The following is a 19,336-nucleotide window of genomic DNA, read 5'->3' on the forward strand; positions in this document are numbered from 1 at the left end:
ATTTTGCCACGTCCCTCAACATATAAGAAAAGCGCCGATACACGACGCTCTATTTTTGCTTAGCCATTTTTTTTATAGTGATATGTTCTTCTTCTCCTTTATATGAAATGTCATCTATATTTAATCCGTTTCCAAGCGTTCCGTACACATGCCCCTCACGTGGTTCGATCAGCTCCGTTTGTTCATGATAAAGCCGCGGTGTCTTCCATAGCGCAATTAACGCTTTCGTCATCGGCATTTCATGATAACGATCCGGCCATAGTTGTTTAATATATTGCTTCACTAACGGATAATATTTTGAACTCATCGCTGGAAATAAGTGATGTTCTGTATGGTGGGAAAAGTTAAAATGTAACACATCTACCCACTTCGGAACGATAACTGTTAAACTGTTCGCTAACGGATCGTTGACCGGAACGAGCGGATTTAAACGATGGTTCGTTGAAATGTATCCCATAACAATCGCATTGCCAATTAGCAAAGGAAGAACAAACGCGAATATCCATTTCTCAATGCCAATCGCAAAAAGCAAACCAATCCATACCGACCATGGCAATACAAACTGCCAAAATACAGCACGACGACTTCCGCGCTCAAACTCCTTCCAAAAATGAAGAAGCATATGAAGCGAATGAACGGTAAACATCCCTGCTAATGACAAAAACGAGAAAAACGCACGAATCGGAAACGGGATGCGATAAACCCAACGAAGAAAACGACTTTGAGCTAAACGTTTGATCGTCGGCCACGCATCAGGATCGAGCTCCTCATGCTGTGTATGCACATGGTGTGTGGCGTTATGCCACTTTCTCCACAGCTTCGGTCCTGTACAAAGCGGCAAAAAGGCAATCCCTCCTAACAAATCACGAAGCCATGCCCGTTTGACAACTGTCCCGTGCAAAATTTCATGCCCTAGAAAACCTAAACCCGCAAAACAAAAACCGATAACGATAGAAAGCAATCCGTTCCACGCCCAATGAAGATCAAGTAGAGAAATTGTCATAATGCTACTGACTAAAACGAACATGTAAGCAAGCCCACCAAACAATCGAGACGGAACAGGACGAAACGCTTCTTCGGGCAAATACGGAGCGATACGAGCTGCATACCACCCGAATGAATGAAATTGTTTCATGTAATAAAAAACTCCCCTCATACGTAAAAACTTCACTTAAAAGAAACGAATATTCATACATTTCTCTTTTAAGCTTATTGCCATCGTATCATTTACATTCTCGTCCTGTCAACAAAATTTATTACCTGATCATATGATTTATTTTTACTATTTGATATCAACTTGTACGATGTAGTTGTACATTCGTAATAAATATGTTTCAATGAAGGTAAAAGCGCACAGTATGGGGTGAAATACATGGGCATGCCATTAGAGGTACAAACGATGATTGTCACAAACGGAAAGGAAAAACGGATCGAGCATAACTTATTTATTTTAGAGAAGGAAGGATATCGCTTATATCCAATGGATATTCCGTTAGAAGTAAGGCGAACAAAGCATGGAGAAGCGACAGGACAAGCTGTCGTCAAAAAACTCGTTCTTGAAAACGGGACAACGATCGTTACATATGAATTAATCGCCTTGCATTCCATTAACTAAACCGTCGGGCTATGTATATGCTCGACGGTTTTCTTTTTAGGGCATTCACACATTTTCGTTAGGCGCATACGATAAAGCAAACGAAAGGAAAGAGGGGAAACGCATGCGAAAATGGGGATTTTTGTTCATTATTTTCATGTTCTTACTTACAGCTTGCTCATCAAATGATGTAAAAACGTTGCGCGTTGCAGAGGTAACCCGTTCCATTTTTTATGCACCACAATATGTTGCTATTGAAAAAGGTTTTTTTGCTGAAGAAGGGATTCATATTGAGCTAAATACAACGTGGGGCGGCGATAAAACGATGACGACCCTTTTATCGAACGGAGCGGATATTGCGCTCGTCGGTTCGGAAACGTCCATTTACGTATATAGCCAAGGTGCTGTTGATCCGGTCATCAACTTTGCCCAGTTGACACAAACAGACGGAACATTTTTAGTTTCACGCGAACCGATTGCTAACTTCACATGGGACCAATTGAAAGGAAGTACATTTTTAGGACAGAGAAAAGGCGGCATGCCGCAAATGGTCGGAGAGTATGTGCTTAAGCAACACGGAATTGATTCACATAAAGACTTAAACCTTATTCAAAATATTGAATTTGCCAATATTGCTAATGCGTTTGCAAGCGGAACAGGTGATTTCGTCCAACTATTTGAACCGACTGCTAGCGTGTTTGAACAAGAAGGAAAAGGATATATTGTCGCTTCATTCGGGACGGAATCTGGTCATCTCCCATACACGACATTTATGGCAAAACAAAGCTTCATTGAAAAAAACAAAGATGTGATTGATAAATTCACACGAGCTCTTTACAAAGCACAACAATGGGTGCAAACACATAACGCCAAAGAAATCGCAACGGTCATTCAGCCGTACTTTGAAAATACGGATGTCGCGCTCATTGAAAAAGTCGTCGATCGCTATAAAAAACAAGGCTCATACGCTACAGATCCGATTTTAGATGAGGAAGAATGGAACCATCTGCAAAACATCATGAAAGATGCAAATGAATTACCGTCGTACGTGGATCACTCTATCTTAGTCGATACATCGTTTGCTGAAAACGCGAAAAAGTAGGTGAACATCATGCCTATTTTAACAATTGATCAAGTAATGCACGCCTACGTAACGAACGATTCAGCCATATTAGCACTCGATCGTATTTCACTTACTGTTGAGAAAGGAGAATTTCTCTCCTTTCTCGGCCCAAGCGGCTGTGGAAAGACGACTCTCCTTTCCATCATTGCCGGATTGATTGAACCAACAAAAGGACGAGTGCTTATTGAAGGGAAAGAAATACAAACGATGCGTCAAACGATCGGATATATGCTACAACATGATTATTTGTTCCCATGGAAAACAATCGAGCAAAACGTCACACTCGGATTAAAACTCACAGGCAAATATAGTGAGAAAACAAAAAAACAAACACTCGCTCTTTTACACCAAATCGGGCTGCGTGATGTGGACGACCGTTACCCGAATGAATTGTCCGGAGGGATGCGCCAGCGCGCTGCACTCGTGCGCACACTCGCAACTGATCCAAAAATTTTATTGTTAGATGAACCGTTTTCGGCGCTTGATTACCAAACAAAACTGAAGCTTGAAGACCTCGTATGGGAGACGTTAAAACAATATCGCAAAACCGCCCTTCTCGTCACGCACGATATTGGCGAAGCTATTGCGATGAGCGATCGCATCGTTTTATTTACCGCAAGGCCGGGAAAAATTCAAAAAATCGTTACCGTTCCAGATTCATTAAAAGCATGCACGCCGTTTCAAGCTCGTCAACATCCAGATTTTTCACCGCTCTTTCAAATGATTTGGAAGGAGTTAGAGAACATTGAACAAACATGAATGGCTACAACGCATATATGATCAACATCTATCACATGAAAAACGAGAAAAACGAATCGTCCGTCTTTTTCAAATCATGATTATGGTTTTATTTTTTAGCTTATGGGAAATAGCGAGCCGCTTCCGCTGGATCGACCCTCTATTGTTCAGCTCGCCATCCTCAGTTTGGCATTTGTTAATTACCAAACTACGCGATCATACGTTGCTTGCGCATACAACAGTAACATTGACAGAAACTGTACTCGGCTTTATCGTTGGTACAATTATCGGTGTTTGTTTCGCTACGATGCTTTGGTGGTTTCCACGTGTATCAAAAATCGTTGATCCGTATTTAGTCATTTTAAACGCGATGCCAAAAGTGGCGCTTGGGCCAATTTTAATTGTCGCACTCGGACCGAATATGACATCCATTGTAGCTATGGGGGCGATCATTTCGATCATCATTACAACCATTGTCGTCTATACATCGTTTAAAGAAGTCGATGCAAATTATATAAAAGTGCTCCAAACATTCGGCGCAACGAAGCGACAATGGTTCATAGAAGCTATTTTACCCGCTTCATTTCCTACAATCATTTCAACGTTAAAAGTAAACGTCGGTTTATCTTGGGTCGGTGTCATTGTCGGTGAATTCCTCGTCTCTAAACAAGGACTCGGTTATATGATTATTTACGGGTTCCAAGTGTTTAACTTCACACTCGTTTTATTAAGTTTACTTATGATTGCTTTACTTTCGAGCATCATGTACCAACTTGTCAGCTGGCTCGAGAAAAAGTTAGTCAAACGCTCGTAACCTCTCGCTACACGTTAAAACGGCGAGGGGATTTTTTAAATCAAACCTCGCCGTTTTAACTCCTGCTTCGTACATGCCCATACTTTATCCTTCATAATAAAGCTAAATCGTTCATCCGCCACGATGTCATCTGGCATATGCTTCATTTGCACAGGACCGTTCGTCTCAAAATACGATTGCCTTTGCTCAATCGTATGAACATGGGCAAAGTAAATATTTTTTACGATCGTTTCATTCGGGCGGTTTACTTCGTACTGTCCAACGTACGTCACTTTTTGAACGATGCCGCCAGTTTCTTCCCTTACTTCACGAATAGCTGCCGCTTCCGCCGTCTCTCCCTCTTCTACTTTGCCACCCGGAAACTCTAATCCACGTACTGCGTGATTTGTCAATAACCAATGGTTACCGTAACGACAAATGACAAAAACATGTTTTGGACGTCGTGAAAAAGGATGGTCAGAAAATGACAGTCGAACATCATATCCGTAATAATCTTGAAATATAATCATCGCCGTCTACCCTCAACTGCATGTTTTCTTCATTGTACCATACAGAACAATTGGCGACAGCTTTCAATGTTCAATGATCCCCATTGTTTCAATTTGTTGTTTTGCTTCTTCATCCCCAAGCTCATAAATAAGTCCATACACTTTTTTCATTGCGTGATCGTAACCGTCATTCGGGCGGTCATAATGATATTGTACATATGGCACATGCGCACGCCAAAATGATTGCCAATCCGATGAATACATCTCATCAAAATATTCACGCAACTGAATAATTTGTTCGTCCGTCGCTTCAATGCGAAAATCCCACGGCGAAGCCGTTTTTACTTGCGAAATTTCGCCGCGCGCCACCGAAATATAGTACGTCTTTTTCATCGCCCCACCTCTTTTCCGTTCGTTTACGGTTAGTGTGAGTCGGTATTCTTTTTTTATACAAAAAAAGGCGGTAAATCCGCCTTATCCGAGAAAAGATTTTAACATCCAAACATGTTTTTCTAAGCTTTGATGAATGCCTAAAAGCATATCCCCTGTCGTTTCATCATCAATTTCTCCGGCATAATTCATACCTTCTTTTAGCTCTCGGATCATCGTTTCAAAATCACGAACAATTTCTTCTACCATTTCTTCTGCCGTTTCATTTCCTTTTGCTTCATGTACAGAAGCTGCCGCTAAATAATCTTTCATCGTCGCTAACGGTTTTCCACCTAGCGCTAACAACCGCTCTGCTAGCTCATCAATATGTAGCGCTGCTTCGTTGTACAGTTCCTCAAATTTCGTATGCAGCGTAAAAAACTGCGGTCCTTTCACATACCAGTGGTAGTTGTGCAATTTTACGTATAACACATTCCAGTTCGCAATTTGTTTGTTGACAATGTCAATTAATTTTTCTTTCATCCTCGTTCCCTCCTCAATCATAACTTTTCCCCTCCTTCATTATAGCAAACAAAAAATTTTTTGGAAAATAATATGTTTTCGCATTCAGATAACATGTGGACATCTTAAGCGTTGTAACAGTTTCGAAAGCATAGTTGATAAATGGCCAACTGAAAAAATAAAGGTTCAGACGTATAGGGCCTGAACCTTTATTTTTTAACCGAACACCTTTTTCAATTCTTCCTTTGGCTGTGATAGCCAATAGCGCATCAATCGCTTCGCTCCTTCTAAATCATGCAACTTTGCTTGACCGCACTCTTTTTCTGTTGCGGCTGGTACTTCTGTCACAGTTAACGCCTCATTCATCGTCGCTTCTAATAAATCAATAATGTCTTCGACTGTTGGCGTACCGCTAACTACTAAATAGTAGCCCGTTTGACATCCCATTGGGGAAATGTCGATAATATCAAAATGGTCATACTTCTCGGCATGCTTGCGAATATGTACCGCAAGCAAATGCTCAAGCGTATGAATAGCCGCTGGCTGCATCGCCTCTTTATTCGGCTGACAAAAACGAATATCAAATTTATTCACAACACCGTCGCTCCCGACTCGATGAACACCGCAATGGCGAACGTACGGCGCCTTAACCGCACAATGATCCAGTTCAAAGCTTTCTACTGAAGGCATACTTCTCACCTCTTTTTCAATTGTTACGTTTTTATCATACACAAAAGTCCGACTTTTTTCATCTTTTTTTATTGGAATTACTTCAAACAACTATGTTACAATAAGCAAAAATAGGGGTAGGTGTATCGTATGAAATACATATTCATTTTGCTCATTCGTTTTTATCAACGTTTCATTTCCCCTCTGAAACCGCCAACATGCCGCTTCTACCCGACTTGTTCACACTACGGATTAGAAGCGATTCGCCGCTTCGGTGCCTTAAAAGGTGGCTATTTAACGATCAAACGCCTTTTAAAATGTCACCCGTTTCATCCCGGAGGATTTGATCCTGTCCCAGAGAAAGAACAAAAATAGTTGTTCTTTCTCTTTTTTTTCGCTATGATAAACAATGTAAATCGTAATAATTACGCTTTGTGAAAGGGGAACAATAAATGAAAGTGCCTGTTACGGTATTGAGTGGATATTTAGGTTCAGGAAAAACAACGTTGCTTAACCATATTTTAAACAATCGCGAAGGGTTAAAAATTGCTGTTATTGTGAATGACATGAGTGAAGTAAATATTGATGCGGAGTTAATTAAACAAGGTGGGTTTTCACGTACAGAAGAAAAGCTTGTGCAAATTCAAAACGGCTGTATTTGTTGTACATTGCGGGAAGATTTAATGAAAGAAGTCGAGAAACTTGTCAAAGCAGGAAACATTGATTATATTGTTATCGAATCGTCCGGTATTAGTGAGCCCATTCCTGTCGCCCAAACGTTCACATATATGGATGAAGAGTTTGGAATCGATTTAACGTCAACATGTCGGTTAGATACGATGGTTACCGTCGTGGACGCAAATCGCTTCTGGCATGATTTTGCTTCTGGTGAAACGTTGTTAGATCGCAAGCAGGCGGTGGATGAAACTGATACACGTGAAGTTGTAGATTTATTAATTGACCAAATTGAGTTTGCAAACGTCATTATTTTAAATAAAGTCGACTGCATTTCTAAAGAAGATGCGGACGAATTGGAAGCCCTTTTGCGCAAATTGAATCCGGAAGCAAACATCATTCGTGCCACATACGGAAAAGTAGCGCTTCATCACATTTTAAACACACGTTTATTTGACTTTGAAAAAGCAAGCCAATCTGCTGGATGGATGAAAGAGCTAAATGAAGAACATACACCGGAAACAGAACAATACGGCATTTCCTCTTTCGTCTATCGTCGCCGTCGTCCATTCCATCCTGAGCGGCTTATGCATTGGCTTGAAAACTGGCCTGTTGAAATCGTTCGAGCGAAAGGTTTTTTCTGGCTTGCCTCGCGTAACAATATGTGTGGCCTTCTTTCACAAGCTGGTCCGTCCATTATGTTGCAAGGAGCAGGTGAATGGATTGCTACGTACCCTCCGCATGAGCGCGAGCAAATATTGCAAGAAGAACGTGAATTGCGTGCTAAATGGGACGAGACGTATGGAGATCGCATGACAGAGCTCGTGTTTATCGGTGTCGATATGGATGAAAAGGTCATTTCTTCTTCACTCGATACATGCTTGTTAACAGACGAAGAAATGGAAGAAGATTGGTCTACTTTTGTCGATCCACTTCCACCATTTACGACTATTTCATAGTTTTCAAATCGTAACGATTACGATATAATAAAACAGGAACAAGAAAGATGTTATCTGGCAACAGAAAACATCTTTCTTTTTTGGAAGGAGGAGAATAATGAAGTTAAAAAACATTTTATCTATCGCACTTGCGAGTACATTAACATTGTTTGGTTGCTCAAAACAAGAACAGACGAACGAATCGAAAAGTGAGGAAAAAAATGATCAGCTTATCGTTTATACAACGGTATATCCGCTTCAACATTTTGCACAACAAATTGGTGGCGAGCACGTTCAAGTCGAAAGCGTATACCCTCCTGGTGTAGATGCACACACATATGAACCGACAGCAAAAACGATGCAACAAATTGCTGATGCGGACGCTTTTATCTACATCGGGCAAGGGATGGAGGGATTTGTCGATCGCATCATTCAGACGCTACAAAATGAGAAAGTGGAGTTTGTCGAAGCGACGAAAGGGATGGAACTACTCCCATCAAATCATGCTCATGAAGATGAACATGCTCATGAAGATGAACATGCTCATGAAGATGAACACCATCATGACGATGTAGATCCGCACGTCTGGCTCGATCCGATCTACTCCATTCAAATGGCTGAGACAATTAAACGAACACTCATCCAACTGAAGCCTGAAGCAAAAGAAGATTTTGAGCAAAACTTTACTTCGCTAAAACAACAGCTTGAACAGCTCGATAGTGAGTTCCAGCAATTAATGAAGGAAGCGAAAAGAAATGATATTCTTGTTGCTCATGCGGCATACGGCTATTGGGAAAAACGATATGGCATCAAGCAAATAAGCGTAACAGGATTGTCACCAACAAATGAACCATCGCAAAAGCAGCTCGCTTCGATCATTCAAACAGCAAAAGACAACAACATACGTTACATTTTCTTTGAACAAAATGTCACTTCCAAAATTGCTGAAGTTGTCAAAAATGAAATTGGAGCAGACGTGCTCATTCTTCACAACCTAGAAGCACGTACAAACGATGATATAAAACATAATAAAGATTACTTTTCAATTATGAATGACAACATATCAGCATTAAAAAAAGCATTGCAATAAGCGACTATGACGGTCGCTTTATTTTTTTGTATATTTTTTCCCCTTTCACATCAAACTATGAAACGACATTGTATGGAAAGGGATGAACATTTCGGTATGGATCATGTATTAACAGCAAGAACGTTGTTTGGAACTACAATGGCGTTTCATATTATTTTCGCAACGCTCGGCGTCGGCATTCCACTTATGATTTTACTTGCGGAACTCATGTATCAAAAAACGAAAGATAACGACTATGCTCTTATGGCTAATCGCTGGACAAAAGCGCTCGCCATTTTGCTTGGTGTCGCTATTCCATCCGGTACGATTGCAGGAGTGCAGCTCTCCCTTCTATGGCCAGGTTTTATGGAAGTAATAGGAAAAGTGATGGCACTTCCTTTCCAAATTGAAATTTATGCCTTTTTCATAGAAGCGTTGTTTTTATCCATTTATGTATATGCAGCTAATCGCATTTCCCCGACAATGCGCATCGTAAGCTTGACGTTTGTTGCGATCGGAGCGGCTGCTTCTGCTATTTTAATTACGAATGTGCACGCCTTTGAAGGTACACCGACAGGCTTTCGCATCGAAAACGGACAAATTGTCGATGTCGATCCATGGAAAGCATTTTTTAATCCAAGCTTCGTCGTCACCGCCACACACGTCGTTTTATCTGCTTATATGACAGGCGCGTTTACGATCGCCTCAATCGCAGCATATAACATGTTGAAAAATAAACAACACGAACGCCTTCAACGTTTTCATAAAAAGGCGCTCATGCTCGGATTAACAGTCGGGGGGATTTTTTCATTGCTTACAGCGATTAACGGGCATGAATCGGCTCAGCTTCTCCATGAATATCAACCAGAGAAACTAGCAGCTGCTGAAGGATTATTTGAAACACAGTCGCACGCTCCGCTCGTCATTGGTGGCTTTACAGATCGCGAAACACAAACAGTCAAATGGGGGATTGAAATTCCTTGGCTACTTAGCTTTTTAGCTGGCAATCGGTTTGATACTGTCGTTGTCGGATTAAATGATTTTCCTGAAGAATGGTGGCCACCCTTGTTCGTCCATACTCTCTTTAACGCCATGGTCGGCATCGGCATGTTTCTTCTCCTTCTTTCGATCGTCGGATTTGTTTGGCATCGGATGAGAATAGAAAAAGGATTTCCAAATTGGTTTATGTGGACGGTTGTGACCGCTGGCCCGCTTGCCTTGCTCGGCATTGAATTTGGTTGGATTTTCGCTTGCACAGGCAGACAACCATGGGTCATTTATCGCATGATGACAACGGCAGAAGCTGTGACGCAAGCGACGAATTTAGGAACGCTTTTTGTCTTATTTACGTCCATTTACGTATTTTTGCTCATCGCGGTCGTTCTCGTCTTACGTTCATATTTCCGCCGCCATCCGATTGAACATCACTTATCGGTGCATATGTAGAAAGGAGTAAGCTGATGACAGATGAATTAATTGCTATTTCGATTTTATGGGGATTTATTTTTATTTACGCAGTCATGGCGACAATGGACTTTGGAGCTGGCTTCTGGTCGATGATCTACATTCATCGTCCGCAGACGAAAGCTACAAAAATCGCCAATAGATATTTGTCCCCGACATGGGAAGTAACAAACGTATTTATCGTTGCTATCGTTGTGGCACTCGTCAGCTTTTTCCCAGGGGCAACGTTTATACTCGGGACGATTTTACTCATACCCGGCAGCATCATTTTACTTTTGCTTACCGTTCGTAGCGCCTTTCTCGTTTTTTCGCACGTTGCTCCTAAGTATGAAAAAGTGCTCGTTTACATTTCTGGTATGAGCGGCTTATTGATCCCTGCGTTTTTAATTAGTGTCTTGCCGATTACACACGGATCTTTCGTCGAAACAATAGATGGTGTCAGTCGTCTTCGCCTTGATCGCTTATTTACAAGCCCGCATGAATATGCGTTCATCGCCTTTGCGGTTACGAGTACACTTTTTCTTTCTTCCCTTTTGCTTGCGGATTACTCAAACGAAGCTAACGAAGCAGAAGCATATGCAATTTATCGGCGAGATGCACTGATTATCGGACCGTTTACCCTTCTTTCTTCGCTGTTCATTATGGTCACGATGCGACATGAAGCACGTTGGTTATACGACGGAATGATAACGCATTGGCCGTGGCTTGCCGCTTCCGTCGTTCTATTTCTCCTAGCTGGTGCAGCGCTTTTTCTTCCTTCACGGAAGCAGAAAACGGTGCGCGGAATGCCGCGTCTTGCGGTTGTAGCAATTGTATTACAATATTTTTGTGCAAGTTACGCATACGGGAAAGCCCACTTACCGTATATGATTTATCCAGATGTGACGATCGAATCAGGATTTACGCATCCCAATACGTTTCGCGCCCTTTTCATCACATATATCGTCGGCTTTGCAATTTTATTTCCAGGTTTCATTTATTTTTGGCGGCTGTTTATGAAAGATCGTCGTTATTTAGCAAATGATGAAAAATAATGATTGCAAATGTTGAGATTTTTCGCTATAGTTTTAAACGTAAACGTTTTTCATACAACATATTGTGATTTACGGACAATATAATAACTATATATTGTAACCGACAAGCAAAGGTGTCCGAACGGACTTAATAGGGAATCTGGTGCGAATCCAGAACTGTCCCCGCAACTGTGTGCGCAGACGAAATGGAAACAACACCACTGTATATGTCAGCTTTTGTGGCGCATATATGGGAAGGAATCCAAAGTAGGATGAAGCGCGAGTCAGGAGACCTGCCTTGCTTGTATCGTTTCATATTCTTCGGGGATTGAGAAGATGAAACGATGGTGAAAGCATGCCTTTTTCCATCGTTTCATCCGCTCAACAAAAGCGGATGTTTTTTATTTTATAAGGGGAAGGGATTTTACATGATGCACATAAAAGAACGAACTGAAGTAAATGAAGAAACGATTCGCACACTATTGTCTCATATTTTCAAAGACTTTCCACACTTATCGAGTGAGCGGTACATCGAGCGTACCGTGCGTGCACTTGCTCACACACGAAAATACGACGACATGATGAACAAACTCATTTTAAACGCACTTGATGAAATTACCGTCGAACAACCAGAATGGACATTTGTAGCGGCTCGCCTCTATTTACAACAACTATACGATGAAGCAGCTACAAACCGCGGCTACAATGTATCCGAAACATACCGCTACTTTTATGAATTGCAAACAACGCTCTGCGATTTTGGCATTTACGATTCGTTTTTACTTGAACGATATACGAAAGAAGAGCTACAAGAAGCGAGCGCATGGATCGATCCGAAAAAAGATGAAAGATTTACATATATCGGCTTAAAAACATTAGTTGATCGTTATTTAGCAAAAGGCTACAATGGCGAGATTTACGAATTGCCACAAGAACGATTCTTAACGATTGCGCTAACACTCATGGCTAACGAAAAGAAAGAAAAGCGCATGGAACTTGTAAAAGAAGCGTATTGGGCATTATCTAATCAATATATGACAGTAGCGACACCAACGTATGCAAATGCAGGAAAGTCTTATGGACAGCTTTCAAGCTGCTTTATTGATACAGTCGATGACAGTCTCATTGGCATTTACGAATCAAATACAGACGTTGCCCGCCTATCTAAAGGTGGCGGTGGAATTGGTGTATATTTAGGGAAAATTCGTGCAAGAAATTCTGATATTAAAGGATTTAAAGGCGTATCATCTGGTGTCATTCCGTGGATGCGACAATTAAATAATACCGCTGTATCCGTAGACCAATTAGGGACACGTCAAGGTTCGATTGCCGTCTATTTAGACGTTTGGCATAAAGATATTTTCTCTTTCTTAGATGCCAAACTGAACAATGGCGATGAGCGACAAAAATGTCATGACTTATTTTACGGCGTATGCATTCCTGATTTATTCATGGAACAAGTCGAACAACGTGGTGATTGGTATTTATTCGACCCGCATGAAGTGAAACAAGTGATGGGTTGGAAAGACAAAGACGGAAACCCATTAGGACTTGAAGATTTTTACGATGAAAAACGTGGCGAAGGCTCATTCCGAGAAAAATACGAAGAATGTGTCAACCATCCTAAATTAAGCAAAGAGCGTGTACCTGCTATTGAAATTATGAAACGGATTATGAAATCGCAACTAGAGACAGGGACACCGTATATGTTTTATCGCGATGAAGCGAATCGCATGAACCCAAATAAACATGCAGGAATGATTTATTCGTCTAATTTGTGCACCGAAATTATGCAAAATATGTCCGCTACTACAGTAACAAAAGAATACACACAAGATGGAGAAATTATTGTCCATAAAAAACCGGGCGATTTTGTCGTATGTAACTTATCAAGCATCCATTTAGCACGTGCGGTACAAGACGATGTATTGGAGCGGTTGATTCCTATTCAAGTGCGCATGTTAGATAACGTCATCGACTTAAACGAAAACCGCATCGAAGTGTTACAAGCGGTCATAACGAACAAAAAATATCGTGCGATTGGTCTAGGAGCGTTCTCATGGCATCACTTACTCGCATTAAAAGGAATCAAGTGGGATAGCGAGGAAAGTGTAGAGTTTGCCGACAAACTATTTGAGAAAATTGCTTATCTCACAATTAAGGCAAGCATGGAATTAGCGAAAGAAAAAGGAGCGTATCCTGCTTTTGAAGGTTCGGATTGGCATACAGGCGCATACTTTGAACTTCGTGGTTATACATCGCATGATGAGTTAGATTGGGACGGTTTAAAACAACAAGTCATGAAGCACGGTGTACGAAACGGCTATTTAATGGCACCCGCACCGAATGCTTCGACTTCCGTTTTAGCAAACGGAACAGCGTCATGCGACCCTATATTTAACCGTTTATATTTTGAAGAAAAGAAGAATTATAAAATTCCGGTGACTGTACCTGATTTATGTGCCAAAACGTATTGGTATTACGATAACGCTTACGAAGTGGATCAAAAAATGAGCATTCGTCAAAATGCAGCGCGACAAAAACATGTCGATCAGTCTTTAAGCTTTAATTTATATGTATACAACACAATTAAAGCAAAAGATCTTCTTGACTTGCACTTAACCGCATGGAAAGAACGATTGAAATCGACATATTACGTTCGTAGCACAGCAGTAACAATTGAAGAATGTGACGTTTGCTCATCATAAAGGAGAGAAACAAATGAACGTTCTTATTTGTTATACATCAAAAACTGGTAACACAAAAGAAGTCGCCCTTTTGATTGAACAAGCTTTTCGATCGTACGGACATGCTGTAAAAACGATCGATGTTCAACACGCATTTGCAATCGAGTTGCTCATCCGTGAAGCACACCTTCTTTTATTCGGTTCATATACGTGGGGGAATGGACAACTTCCAGATGAGATGAGAAAACTGTTACGTTTTCTCATTAAAGAACGAAAACTTCCTTTGCCCCCTGTGGCGCTGTTTGGCACAGGGGATCAAATGTGGACGTACTATTGCCGTGCCGTCGATGAGATGGCATACCATTTACAAAAGGTTACATCGGTACTTGGCACACTAAAAATCGAGCAATCGCCGCGCGGTCACCAAAAACATTTGCCAGCTATTTTCGTACAACAACTATTGCAGGAGGTCGAACGTTTTGTTATTGACGAAAGTGAAATTGTTGGAACCGTCGCATCCAAATAAAGCAACGAGCATTATAAATGGAAAAGCAAGCGGCATTTTAAATTGGAACGATATTAAATATAATCATTTTTATGATATATACAAAATGTTACTTGGAAACTTTTGGACACCATTTGAAATTAACATGTCTGATGATATTAAACAATGGCGTCATTTAAGCGAACGTGAACGTGATGCATTTTTACACATTATCGGTTTGCTCTCCATTTTAGATTCCGTTCAGCCGAACTTTATTGGGGCGATGAAAGAATACATTACAGATCCGAGCGTAAAAGCTATTTTTTCTATTATTGAACAACAGGAAGTCGTTCATAACCAATCGTACTCTTACGTTCTTGCTTCCATCGAAAAGTTGTCTGAGCAACATCGCGCCTTTGAAATGGCGCGCACGAACCCACATATTTATAAACGAAATGAGCATGTCATCCGCGTATATGAAGCATTTCGTGAACAACCGACTGTTGAAACGTTTTGTCAGGCGCTTGTCGCTTCACTCGTGTTAGAAGGGATCAATTTTTACTCCGGTTTCGCCTTTTTCTATAACTTGGCGAGAAATGAAAAAATGTTAAAAACATCTACAATGATTAGCTATATCAACAAAGATGAACTATGCCATAGCTACTTTATTTCTCAACTTGTTCGCGCTGTATTATGGGAAAATCGACATATTGATGAAGATGGATCATTTTCTGCATGGATATATGATTACGTCGATGAAGCGATCCGTTATGAAGTAGAATGGTCGCGCTTCGTGTTACGCGATATAGATGGGATTGATGTAGTAGAGATGGAGAAATATATCGAATACCTCGGAAACAAGCGACTGCGCATGCTTGGTTTAGAAGATCGGTACGATGCGGATGAAAACTCTATGCCTTGGATTCGCGTGTTTAGCGATGAAAATGTAAACTTAGGGAAAACTGACTTTTTCGAGGCGCGCCCACGGTCATACACAAAAACAACAGATATAAACGGATTTGATGAATTATAAAAACCGGGTAGTCGCCCGGTTTTTTATAATAAGTGTGTAAAAGATGCTTCGTTTTTCAATACGACGTGAAATAAACGATTTTTCATGACGTTATACATTCGCACTACTCTCGGCTTTTGTCCGAACCGCTCTTCAAATTGACGACATACGTGCAATGATGGGGTGCAATCAAAAATGAAAACATTCATACATGATGGGACAACGCATGTTTCAGACGTACAAGATGCAGTTATAAATGCTGCACGCTCGTCAAATATGTGAACAAACGACCGATCATGAGCAACGAAACGAAGCAAATAGTCAGTCATTTGCGCAATCGTTTTATAATATGTAACGGGAGAGTCAAAAGAAGCGATTGAAAACGATGATGTTGCCCGTTCAATCCCTTTTAGCAACGTAAGCGATGAACGATGAGATGGAGATATATTGTAATGATAAGCTAGCACGTCATTTAAAAACGATTGCCACAATGTCATCTCCCCCTTAGTTCATCCCCCATTTGTTGAATAACCGTTTGGATCGAGCTCCATGAACGCTTCACAAAATAAATCGGCTTATGCTGGTCTTTCGCTTTTTGTTTAATGACTTTCGCTAAATTATGGTTAATATAATCAGTCATAACGAATACGATATCAACGTGCTCCGGAATTTGTCGCTTCACCATATTCACTTTTCTTCCATCTAAATGAATAATTTCCTTGAACCCTGAGCTTTTTAATTTATCAGTAATGTTTCCTAAATGATCAGCTCCGACAACTAATAACGATGACATCTCATTCCCTCCGACTTTTTGTTTTATATTGCACAATTTCATTCTAATTGAGAATGATTATCTATGTCAATATTTAATGATAAAAATTCTCACTATTTTTGCTCATTTTTTCATGTTATGTCCTGTCAATCTTTTGTCAACACTAACATCAGCATATCGAAAGGAGGGAATCGTGATGGCAAAAGATGTACTTTGTGAAGTACAAAACTGTCAGTTTTGGTCGCAAGGCAATCGATGTAGTGCAGACGCCATTTACGTCGTAAGCCACGCTGGCTCGACAGCGACAAGCTCAACAGAAACAGACTGTAAAACGTTCCAACCGAACGAGTGAAAATAACCTCCTTGCCCATTGCAAGGAGGTTTTCCCTTTTTTCACGTTAATCATAGTAAATAGACACATTTTTTTTAAATTATCGTCACAGCTTTGCAACATTTCCCTCACTCCTTTCTCACTTATTGCGGTTACTCTTATACATATAAAAATATTTAACGTGTTGGAGGGAGATAGATGAGCGACGTCCTTTTGCTTAGCCGTTTTCAATTTGCCATTACGGTTTTTTATCATTTTTTGTTCGTTCCATTAACGATTGGACTTATTGTTTTAATTGCATGGATGGAAACACAGCATGTACGAACAAAAAATCCACTTTATCGACAAATGGCAGACTTTTGGGGGAAACTGTTTGCGATTAACTTCGTCCTCGGAGTTGTCACAGGCATTACGATGGAATTTCAATTTGGCACAAACTGGTCGGAGTATTCGAAATATATGGGAGATATTTTTGGATCTCCGCTCGCGATTGAAGCGCTCGTTGCTTTCTTTTTAGAATCTACATTTATGGGAATTTGGCTATTCGGGAAGGACAAAATTTCACCGAAACTCCGTGCATTCTCGATTTGGATGGTCGCGCTCGGCACAAACATTTCGGCACTTTGGATTATTACGGCAAATGGGTTTATGCAAAATCCCGTCGGATATATTGAAAGAAACGGTCGTATCGAACTGCAAAACTTTTGGGAAGTTGTGACGAATCCATATGCTTGGCATATGTTTGTACACACAATCGTTAGCTGTTATATTGTTGGAGCGTTTTTTGTGATGGCTGTTAGTGCATGGCATTTGTTACGTAAACAACATGTTGAGTTTTTTGAAAAATCGTTTAAGTATGCGCTCATTCTAGGCCTTATCGCAACAACAGCAACACCATTTATCGGTCATAAATCAGCATCATTTGCGGCAAAAATGCAGCCTGCTAAAGGGGCAGCACTAGAAGCGGTTTGGGAAACGAAAGAGGGGTTACCTTTTCATATTATTCAAATTCCCGATCCAAAAAACGAACGAAATATCGTTGAATTTTTAACGATTCCCAAGCTAGGTAGCTACTTTTATACTCATTCGTTTGATGGAAAAGTCGTCGGATTCGACCAAATTCCGAAAGACGAACGACCGAACGTCAATATTGTGTTTTACTCATTTCGATTAATGGTCGCCCTCGGACTATATTTCGTCGCTTTATGTTGGTATGGGTTTTACTTGTATCGTAAAAATAAATTAATTGAATCAAAACGCTTCTTAAAGATAGTCATGTATTCCGTTTTGTTACCGTACGTTGCGATTAATGCTGGATGGGTCGTGGCGGAAGTCGGTCGCCAACCGTGGACTGTTTATGGTCTCATGCGTACAGCTGAGGCAGTATCGCCAATCTCGCTCTCTCAAATCATTTTCTCGCTCGTTAGCTTAGTCGTGTTTTATACGATTTTGCTTATTGCTGACGTGTATTTAATGTTGAAATATGCGAAAAAAGGACCTTATGCATCCACAGCTACGAAAGGTGGGGAAATTCAACATGTCTCATGAAACGGTTGCAATCATTTGGTTCGGCTTGTGGGGGCTTATTTGGACAGTTTACTTCGTTTTAGATGGGTATACACTCGGTACAGGAATGTTATTCCCTTTTTTAACAAAAAGCCGTCAAGAAAGAAACCAACTTCAAGAAGCCGTCGGGCCTTTCTGGGGCGGAAACGAAGTATGGTTAATTACAGCCGGAGGGGCGACATTCGCTGCATTTCCAGCCGTTTATGCAGACTTATTTAGCTTCTTGTATACGCCAATGATGCTTATTTTATTCGCACTTTTCTTCCGAGCAGCAGGATTAGAATTTATGCATAAAGACGAATCACCACGTTGGCAAACGAGTTGGAAATGGGCATTTACAATTAGTAGTTTTGCCTTGGCACTTTTATTTGGTGTTGCTTTTGCTAATTTATTTTACGGTTTAAAAATCGGACCTTCGGGATATGAAGGAACATTCCTCGGCTTGCTACATCCATACGGGCTATTAGGTGGATTGTTGTTCACAAGCTTATTCATTGTATCTGGCGCTTTATGGATTATGATTAAAACGGTTGGTGATGTGGCACAACGAGCATATGAAATTGCACGGCCAGCTTCTGTTGTTTCTGCTGTCGTACTGTCCCTTTTCTTTGTGGCGACAAGCAATCGGACAACACTATTTAATAACTTTACGAAAGTTCCGATTCTTTGGATCGTACCTGCCCTTACTTTCGTATGTGCGTTGCTTACGTTGTTGTTTGTGTGGCAAAAACGAATTGGGCTTGCGTTTACAAACATTTGCTTAACTATTTTCACACTTATGGCAACTGGTTTTATCGGTATGTTTCCAAGCATGCTTCCTTCGCGCATTGATGAGAAATATAGCACAACACTTTTTGAAGCAGCGGGAAGCGAACTCAACTTAAAAATTATGCTCGGTGTTGCGATCGTTATGGTTCCTATCGTCATTAGTTACCAACTTTGGAGCTACAAGTTGTTCAAAGAAAAAATTACGAAAGAAACAGCAAAAGGATATCAATAAAGGAGGCC

The 19,336-nt window shown here is 40.7% G+C and carries 22 protein-coding genes and 1 riboswitch; of the genes, 15 read left to right on the forward strand and 7 right to left on the reverse strand.

Annotation, left to right across the window (positions count from 1 at the left end):
- Positions 1 to 49: 49 nt before the first annotated feature.
- Positions 50 to 1,135: a fatty acid desaturase family protein gene (locus V7Z64_RS00965; RefSeq protein ID WP_297987484.1), complete on the reverse strand. Its 1,086-nt coding sequence runs from the start codon at positions 1,133 to 1,135 to the stop codon at positions 50 to 52.
- A 237-nt stretch (positions 1,136 to 1,372) separates the two neighbouring features.
- Between V7Z64_RS00965 and V7Z64_RS00970 the strand changes: the two genes are divergently transcribed.
- The 4 genes from V7Z64_RS00970 (at position 1,373) to V7Z64_RS00985 (ending at position 4,269) form a co-directional block, all read left to right on the forward strand.
- Complete coding sequence (locus tag V7Z64_RS00970) at positions 1,373 to 1,615, forward strand: DUF2584 domain-containing protein (protein ID WP_297987482.1); 243 nt, start codon at positions 1,373 to 1,375, stop codon at positions 1,613 to 1,615.
- 103 nt (positions 1,616 to 1,718) lie between these two features.
- Positions 1,719 to 2,696 carry an ABC transporter substrate-binding protein gene (locus tag V7Z64_RS00975; RefSeq protein WP_297987480.1) on the forward strand — a complete coding sequence of 326 codons (978 nt, stop codon included), beginning with the start codon at positions 1,719 to 1,721 and terminating at the stop codon, positions 2,694 to 2,696.
- A gap of 9 nt (positions 2,697 to 2,705) precedes the next feature.
- Complete coding sequence (locus V7Z64_RS00980) at positions 2,706 to 3,476, forward strand: ABC transporter ATP-binding protein (RefSeq protein WP_297987478.1); 771 nt, start codon at positions 2,706 to 2,708, stop codon at positions 3,474 to 3,476.
- Entirely contained in the window at positions 3,463 to 4,269 is an 807-nt protein-coding gene (locus tag V7Z64_RS00985) for an ABC transporter permease (RefSeq protein WP_297987476.1), read from the forward strand. Before V7Z64_RS00980 ends, V7Z64_RS00985 begins: the two co-directional genes overlap by 14 nt.
- Before the next feature lie 35 nt (positions 4,270 to 4,304).
- Here V7Z64_RS00985 and ytkD read toward each other — a convergent pair whose 3' ends face one another.
- The 4 genes from ytkD to V7Z64_RS01005 form a co-directional block, all read right to left on the reverse strand.
- A complete protein-coding gene (gene ytkD / locus V7Z64_RS00990; RefSeq protein ID WP_297987474.1) occupies positions 4,305 to 4,778 on the reverse strand; it encodes an RNA deprotection pyrophosphohydrolase in 474 nt (157 codons plus the stop codon).
- A 63-nt stretch (positions 4,779 to 4,841) separates the two neighbouring features.
- Positions 4,842 to 5,150, reverse strand: coding sequence for a hypothetical protein (locus V7Z64_RS00995; protein WP_003397765.1), 309 nt, complete (start codon positions 5,148 to 5,150; stop codon positions 4,842 to 4,844).
- Positions 5,151 to 5,231: 81 nt separating this feature from the next.
- Complete coding sequence (locus tag V7Z64_RS01000; RefSeq protein ID WP_003397764.1) at positions 5,232 to 5,669, reverse strand: Dps family protein; 438 nt, start codon at positions 5,667 to 5,669, stop codon at positions 5,232 to 5,234.
- 195 nt (positions 5,670 to 5,864) lie between these two features.
- Positions 5,865 to 6,338, reverse strand: coding sequence for an S-ribosylhomocysteine lyase (locus V7Z64_RS01005; protein WP_297987471.1), 474 nt, complete (start codon positions 6,336 to 6,338; stop codon positions 5,865 to 5,867).
- Positions 6,339 to 6,467: 129 nt separating this feature from the next.
- Here V7Z64_RS01005 and yidD point away from each other — a divergent pair, with 129 nt between their 5' ends.
- The 8 genes from yidD (at position 6,468) to V7Z64_RS01045 (ending at position 15,680) form a co-directional block, all read left to right on the forward strand.
- Positions 6,468 to 6,692, forward strand: coding sequence for a membrane protein insertion efficiency factor YidD (gene yidD / locus V7Z64_RS01010; RefSeq protein WP_297987469.1), 225 nt, complete (start codon positions 6,468 to 6,470; stop codon positions 6,690 to 6,692).
- 77 nt (positions 6,693 to 6,769) lie between these two features.
- On the forward strand, positions 6,770 to 7,951 hold the full coding sequence (locus V7Z64_RS01015; protein WP_297987467.1) for a GTP-binding protein: 1,182 nt from the start codon (positions 6,770 to 6,772) through the stop codon (positions 7,949 to 7,951).
- Between the two features lie 97 nt (positions 7,952 to 8,048).
- Positions 8,049 to 9,020, forward strand: a complete 972-nt coding sequence (locus V7Z64_RS01020) for a metal ABC transporter substrate-binding protein (protein ID WP_297987465.1) — start codon at positions 8,049 to 8,051, stop codon at positions 9,018 to 9,020.
- Positions 9,021 to 9,116: 96 nt separating this feature from the next.
- Positions 9,117 to 10,445, forward strand: a complete 1,329-nt coding sequence (locus tag V7Z64_RS01025; protein WP_297987463.1) for a cytochrome ubiquinol oxidase subunit I — start codon at positions 9,117 to 9,119, stop codon at positions 10,443 to 10,445.
- Positions 10,446 to 10,459: 14 nt separating this feature from the next.
- The gene (locus V7Z64_RS01030) at positions 10,460 to 11,497 is read left to right on the forward strand and encodes a cytochrome d ubiquinol oxidase subunit II (RefSeq protein WP_297987460.1); all 1,038 of its coding nucleotides are present in this window, start codon (positions 10,460 to 10,462) and stop codon (positions 11,495 to 11,497) included.
- 94 nt (positions 11,498 to 11,591) lie between these two features.
- A riboswitch (cobalamin riboswitch) is annotated at positions 11,592 to 11,790 on the forward strand.
- Positions 11,791 to 11,904: 114 nt separating this feature from the next.
- Positions 11,905 to 14,184 (forward strand): ribonucleoside-diphosphate reductase subunit alpha, encoded by a 2,280-nt coding sequence (locus V7Z64_RS01035; protein ID WP_297987458.1) that lies wholly within the window; start codon positions 11,905 to 11,907, stop codon positions 14,182 to 14,184.
- 13 nt (positions 14,185 to 14,197) lie between these two features.
- The gene (locus tag V7Z64_RS01040) at positions 14,198 to 14,689 is read left to right on the forward strand and encodes a flavodoxin domain-containing protein (RefSeq protein WP_297987456.1); all 492 of its coding nucleotides are present in this window, start codon (positions 14,198 to 14,200) and stop codon (positions 14,687 to 14,689) included.
- A complete protein-coding gene (locus V7Z64_RS01045; protein WP_297987455.1) occupies positions 14,643 to 15,680 on the forward strand; it encodes a ribonucleotide-diphosphate reductase subunit beta in 1,038 nt (345 codons plus the stop codon). The genes V7Z64_RS01040 and V7Z64_RS01045 overlap by 47 nt, the downstream gene beginning before the upstream one ends.
- A gap of 23 nt (positions 15,681 to 15,703) precedes the next feature.
- Here V7Z64_RS01045 and V7Z64_RS01050 read toward each other — a convergent pair whose 3' ends face one another.
- Both V7Z64_RS01050 and V7Z64_RS01055 read right to left on the reverse strand, forming a co-directional pair.
- Complete coding sequence (locus V7Z64_RS01050) at positions 15,704 to 16,156, reverse strand: diverged REC-like domain-containing protein (protein WP_297987453.1); 453 nt, start codon at positions 16,154 to 16,156, stop codon at positions 15,704 to 15,706.
- Entirely contained in the window at positions 16,153 to 16,452 is a 300-nt protein-coding gene (locus V7Z64_RS01055; protein ID WP_091700200.1) for a DUF2325 domain-containing protein, read from the reverse strand. The genes V7Z64_RS01050 and V7Z64_RS01055 overlap by 4 nt, the downstream gene beginning before the upstream one ends.
- A 175-nt stretch (positions 16,453 to 16,627) precedes the next feature.
- On the opposite strand from V7Z64_RS01055, the gene V7Z64_RS01060 reads away from it, so the two are divergent.
- The 3 genes from V7Z64_RS01060 to cydB all read left to right on the forward strand — a co-directional run bounded on the left by V7Z64_RS01060 (position 16,628) and on the right by cydB (position 19,328).
- A complete protein-coding gene (locus V7Z64_RS01060) occupies positions 16,628 to 16,783 on the forward strand; it encodes a DUF1540 domain-containing protein (RefSeq protein ID WP_077429356.1) in 156 nt (51 codons plus the stop codon).
- Between the two features lie 177 nt (positions 16,784 to 16,960).
- Positions 16,961 to 18,310 (forward strand): cytochrome ubiquinol oxidase subunit I, encoded by a 1,350-nt coding sequence (locus V7Z64_RS01065; protein ID WP_297987446.1) that lies wholly within the window; start codon positions 16,961 to 16,963, stop codon positions 18,308 to 18,310.
- Positions 18,300 to 19,328 carry a cytochrome d ubiquinol oxidase subunit II gene (gene cydB / locus V7Z64_RS01070; RefSeq protein WP_297987444.1) on the forward strand — a complete coding sequence of 343 codons (1,029 nt, stop codon included), beginning with the start codon at positions 18,300 to 18,302 and terminating at the stop codon, positions 19,326 to 19,328. The genes V7Z64_RS01065 and cydB overlap by 11 nt, the downstream gene beginning before the upstream one ends.
- Positions 19,329 to 19,336: the final 8 nt, after the last annotated feature.

The sequence above is a fragment of the Anoxybacillus sp. genome, from assembly GCF_036834105.1.
Lineage (GTDB): Bacteria > Bacillota > Bacilli > Bacillales > Anoxybacillaceae > Anoxybacillus.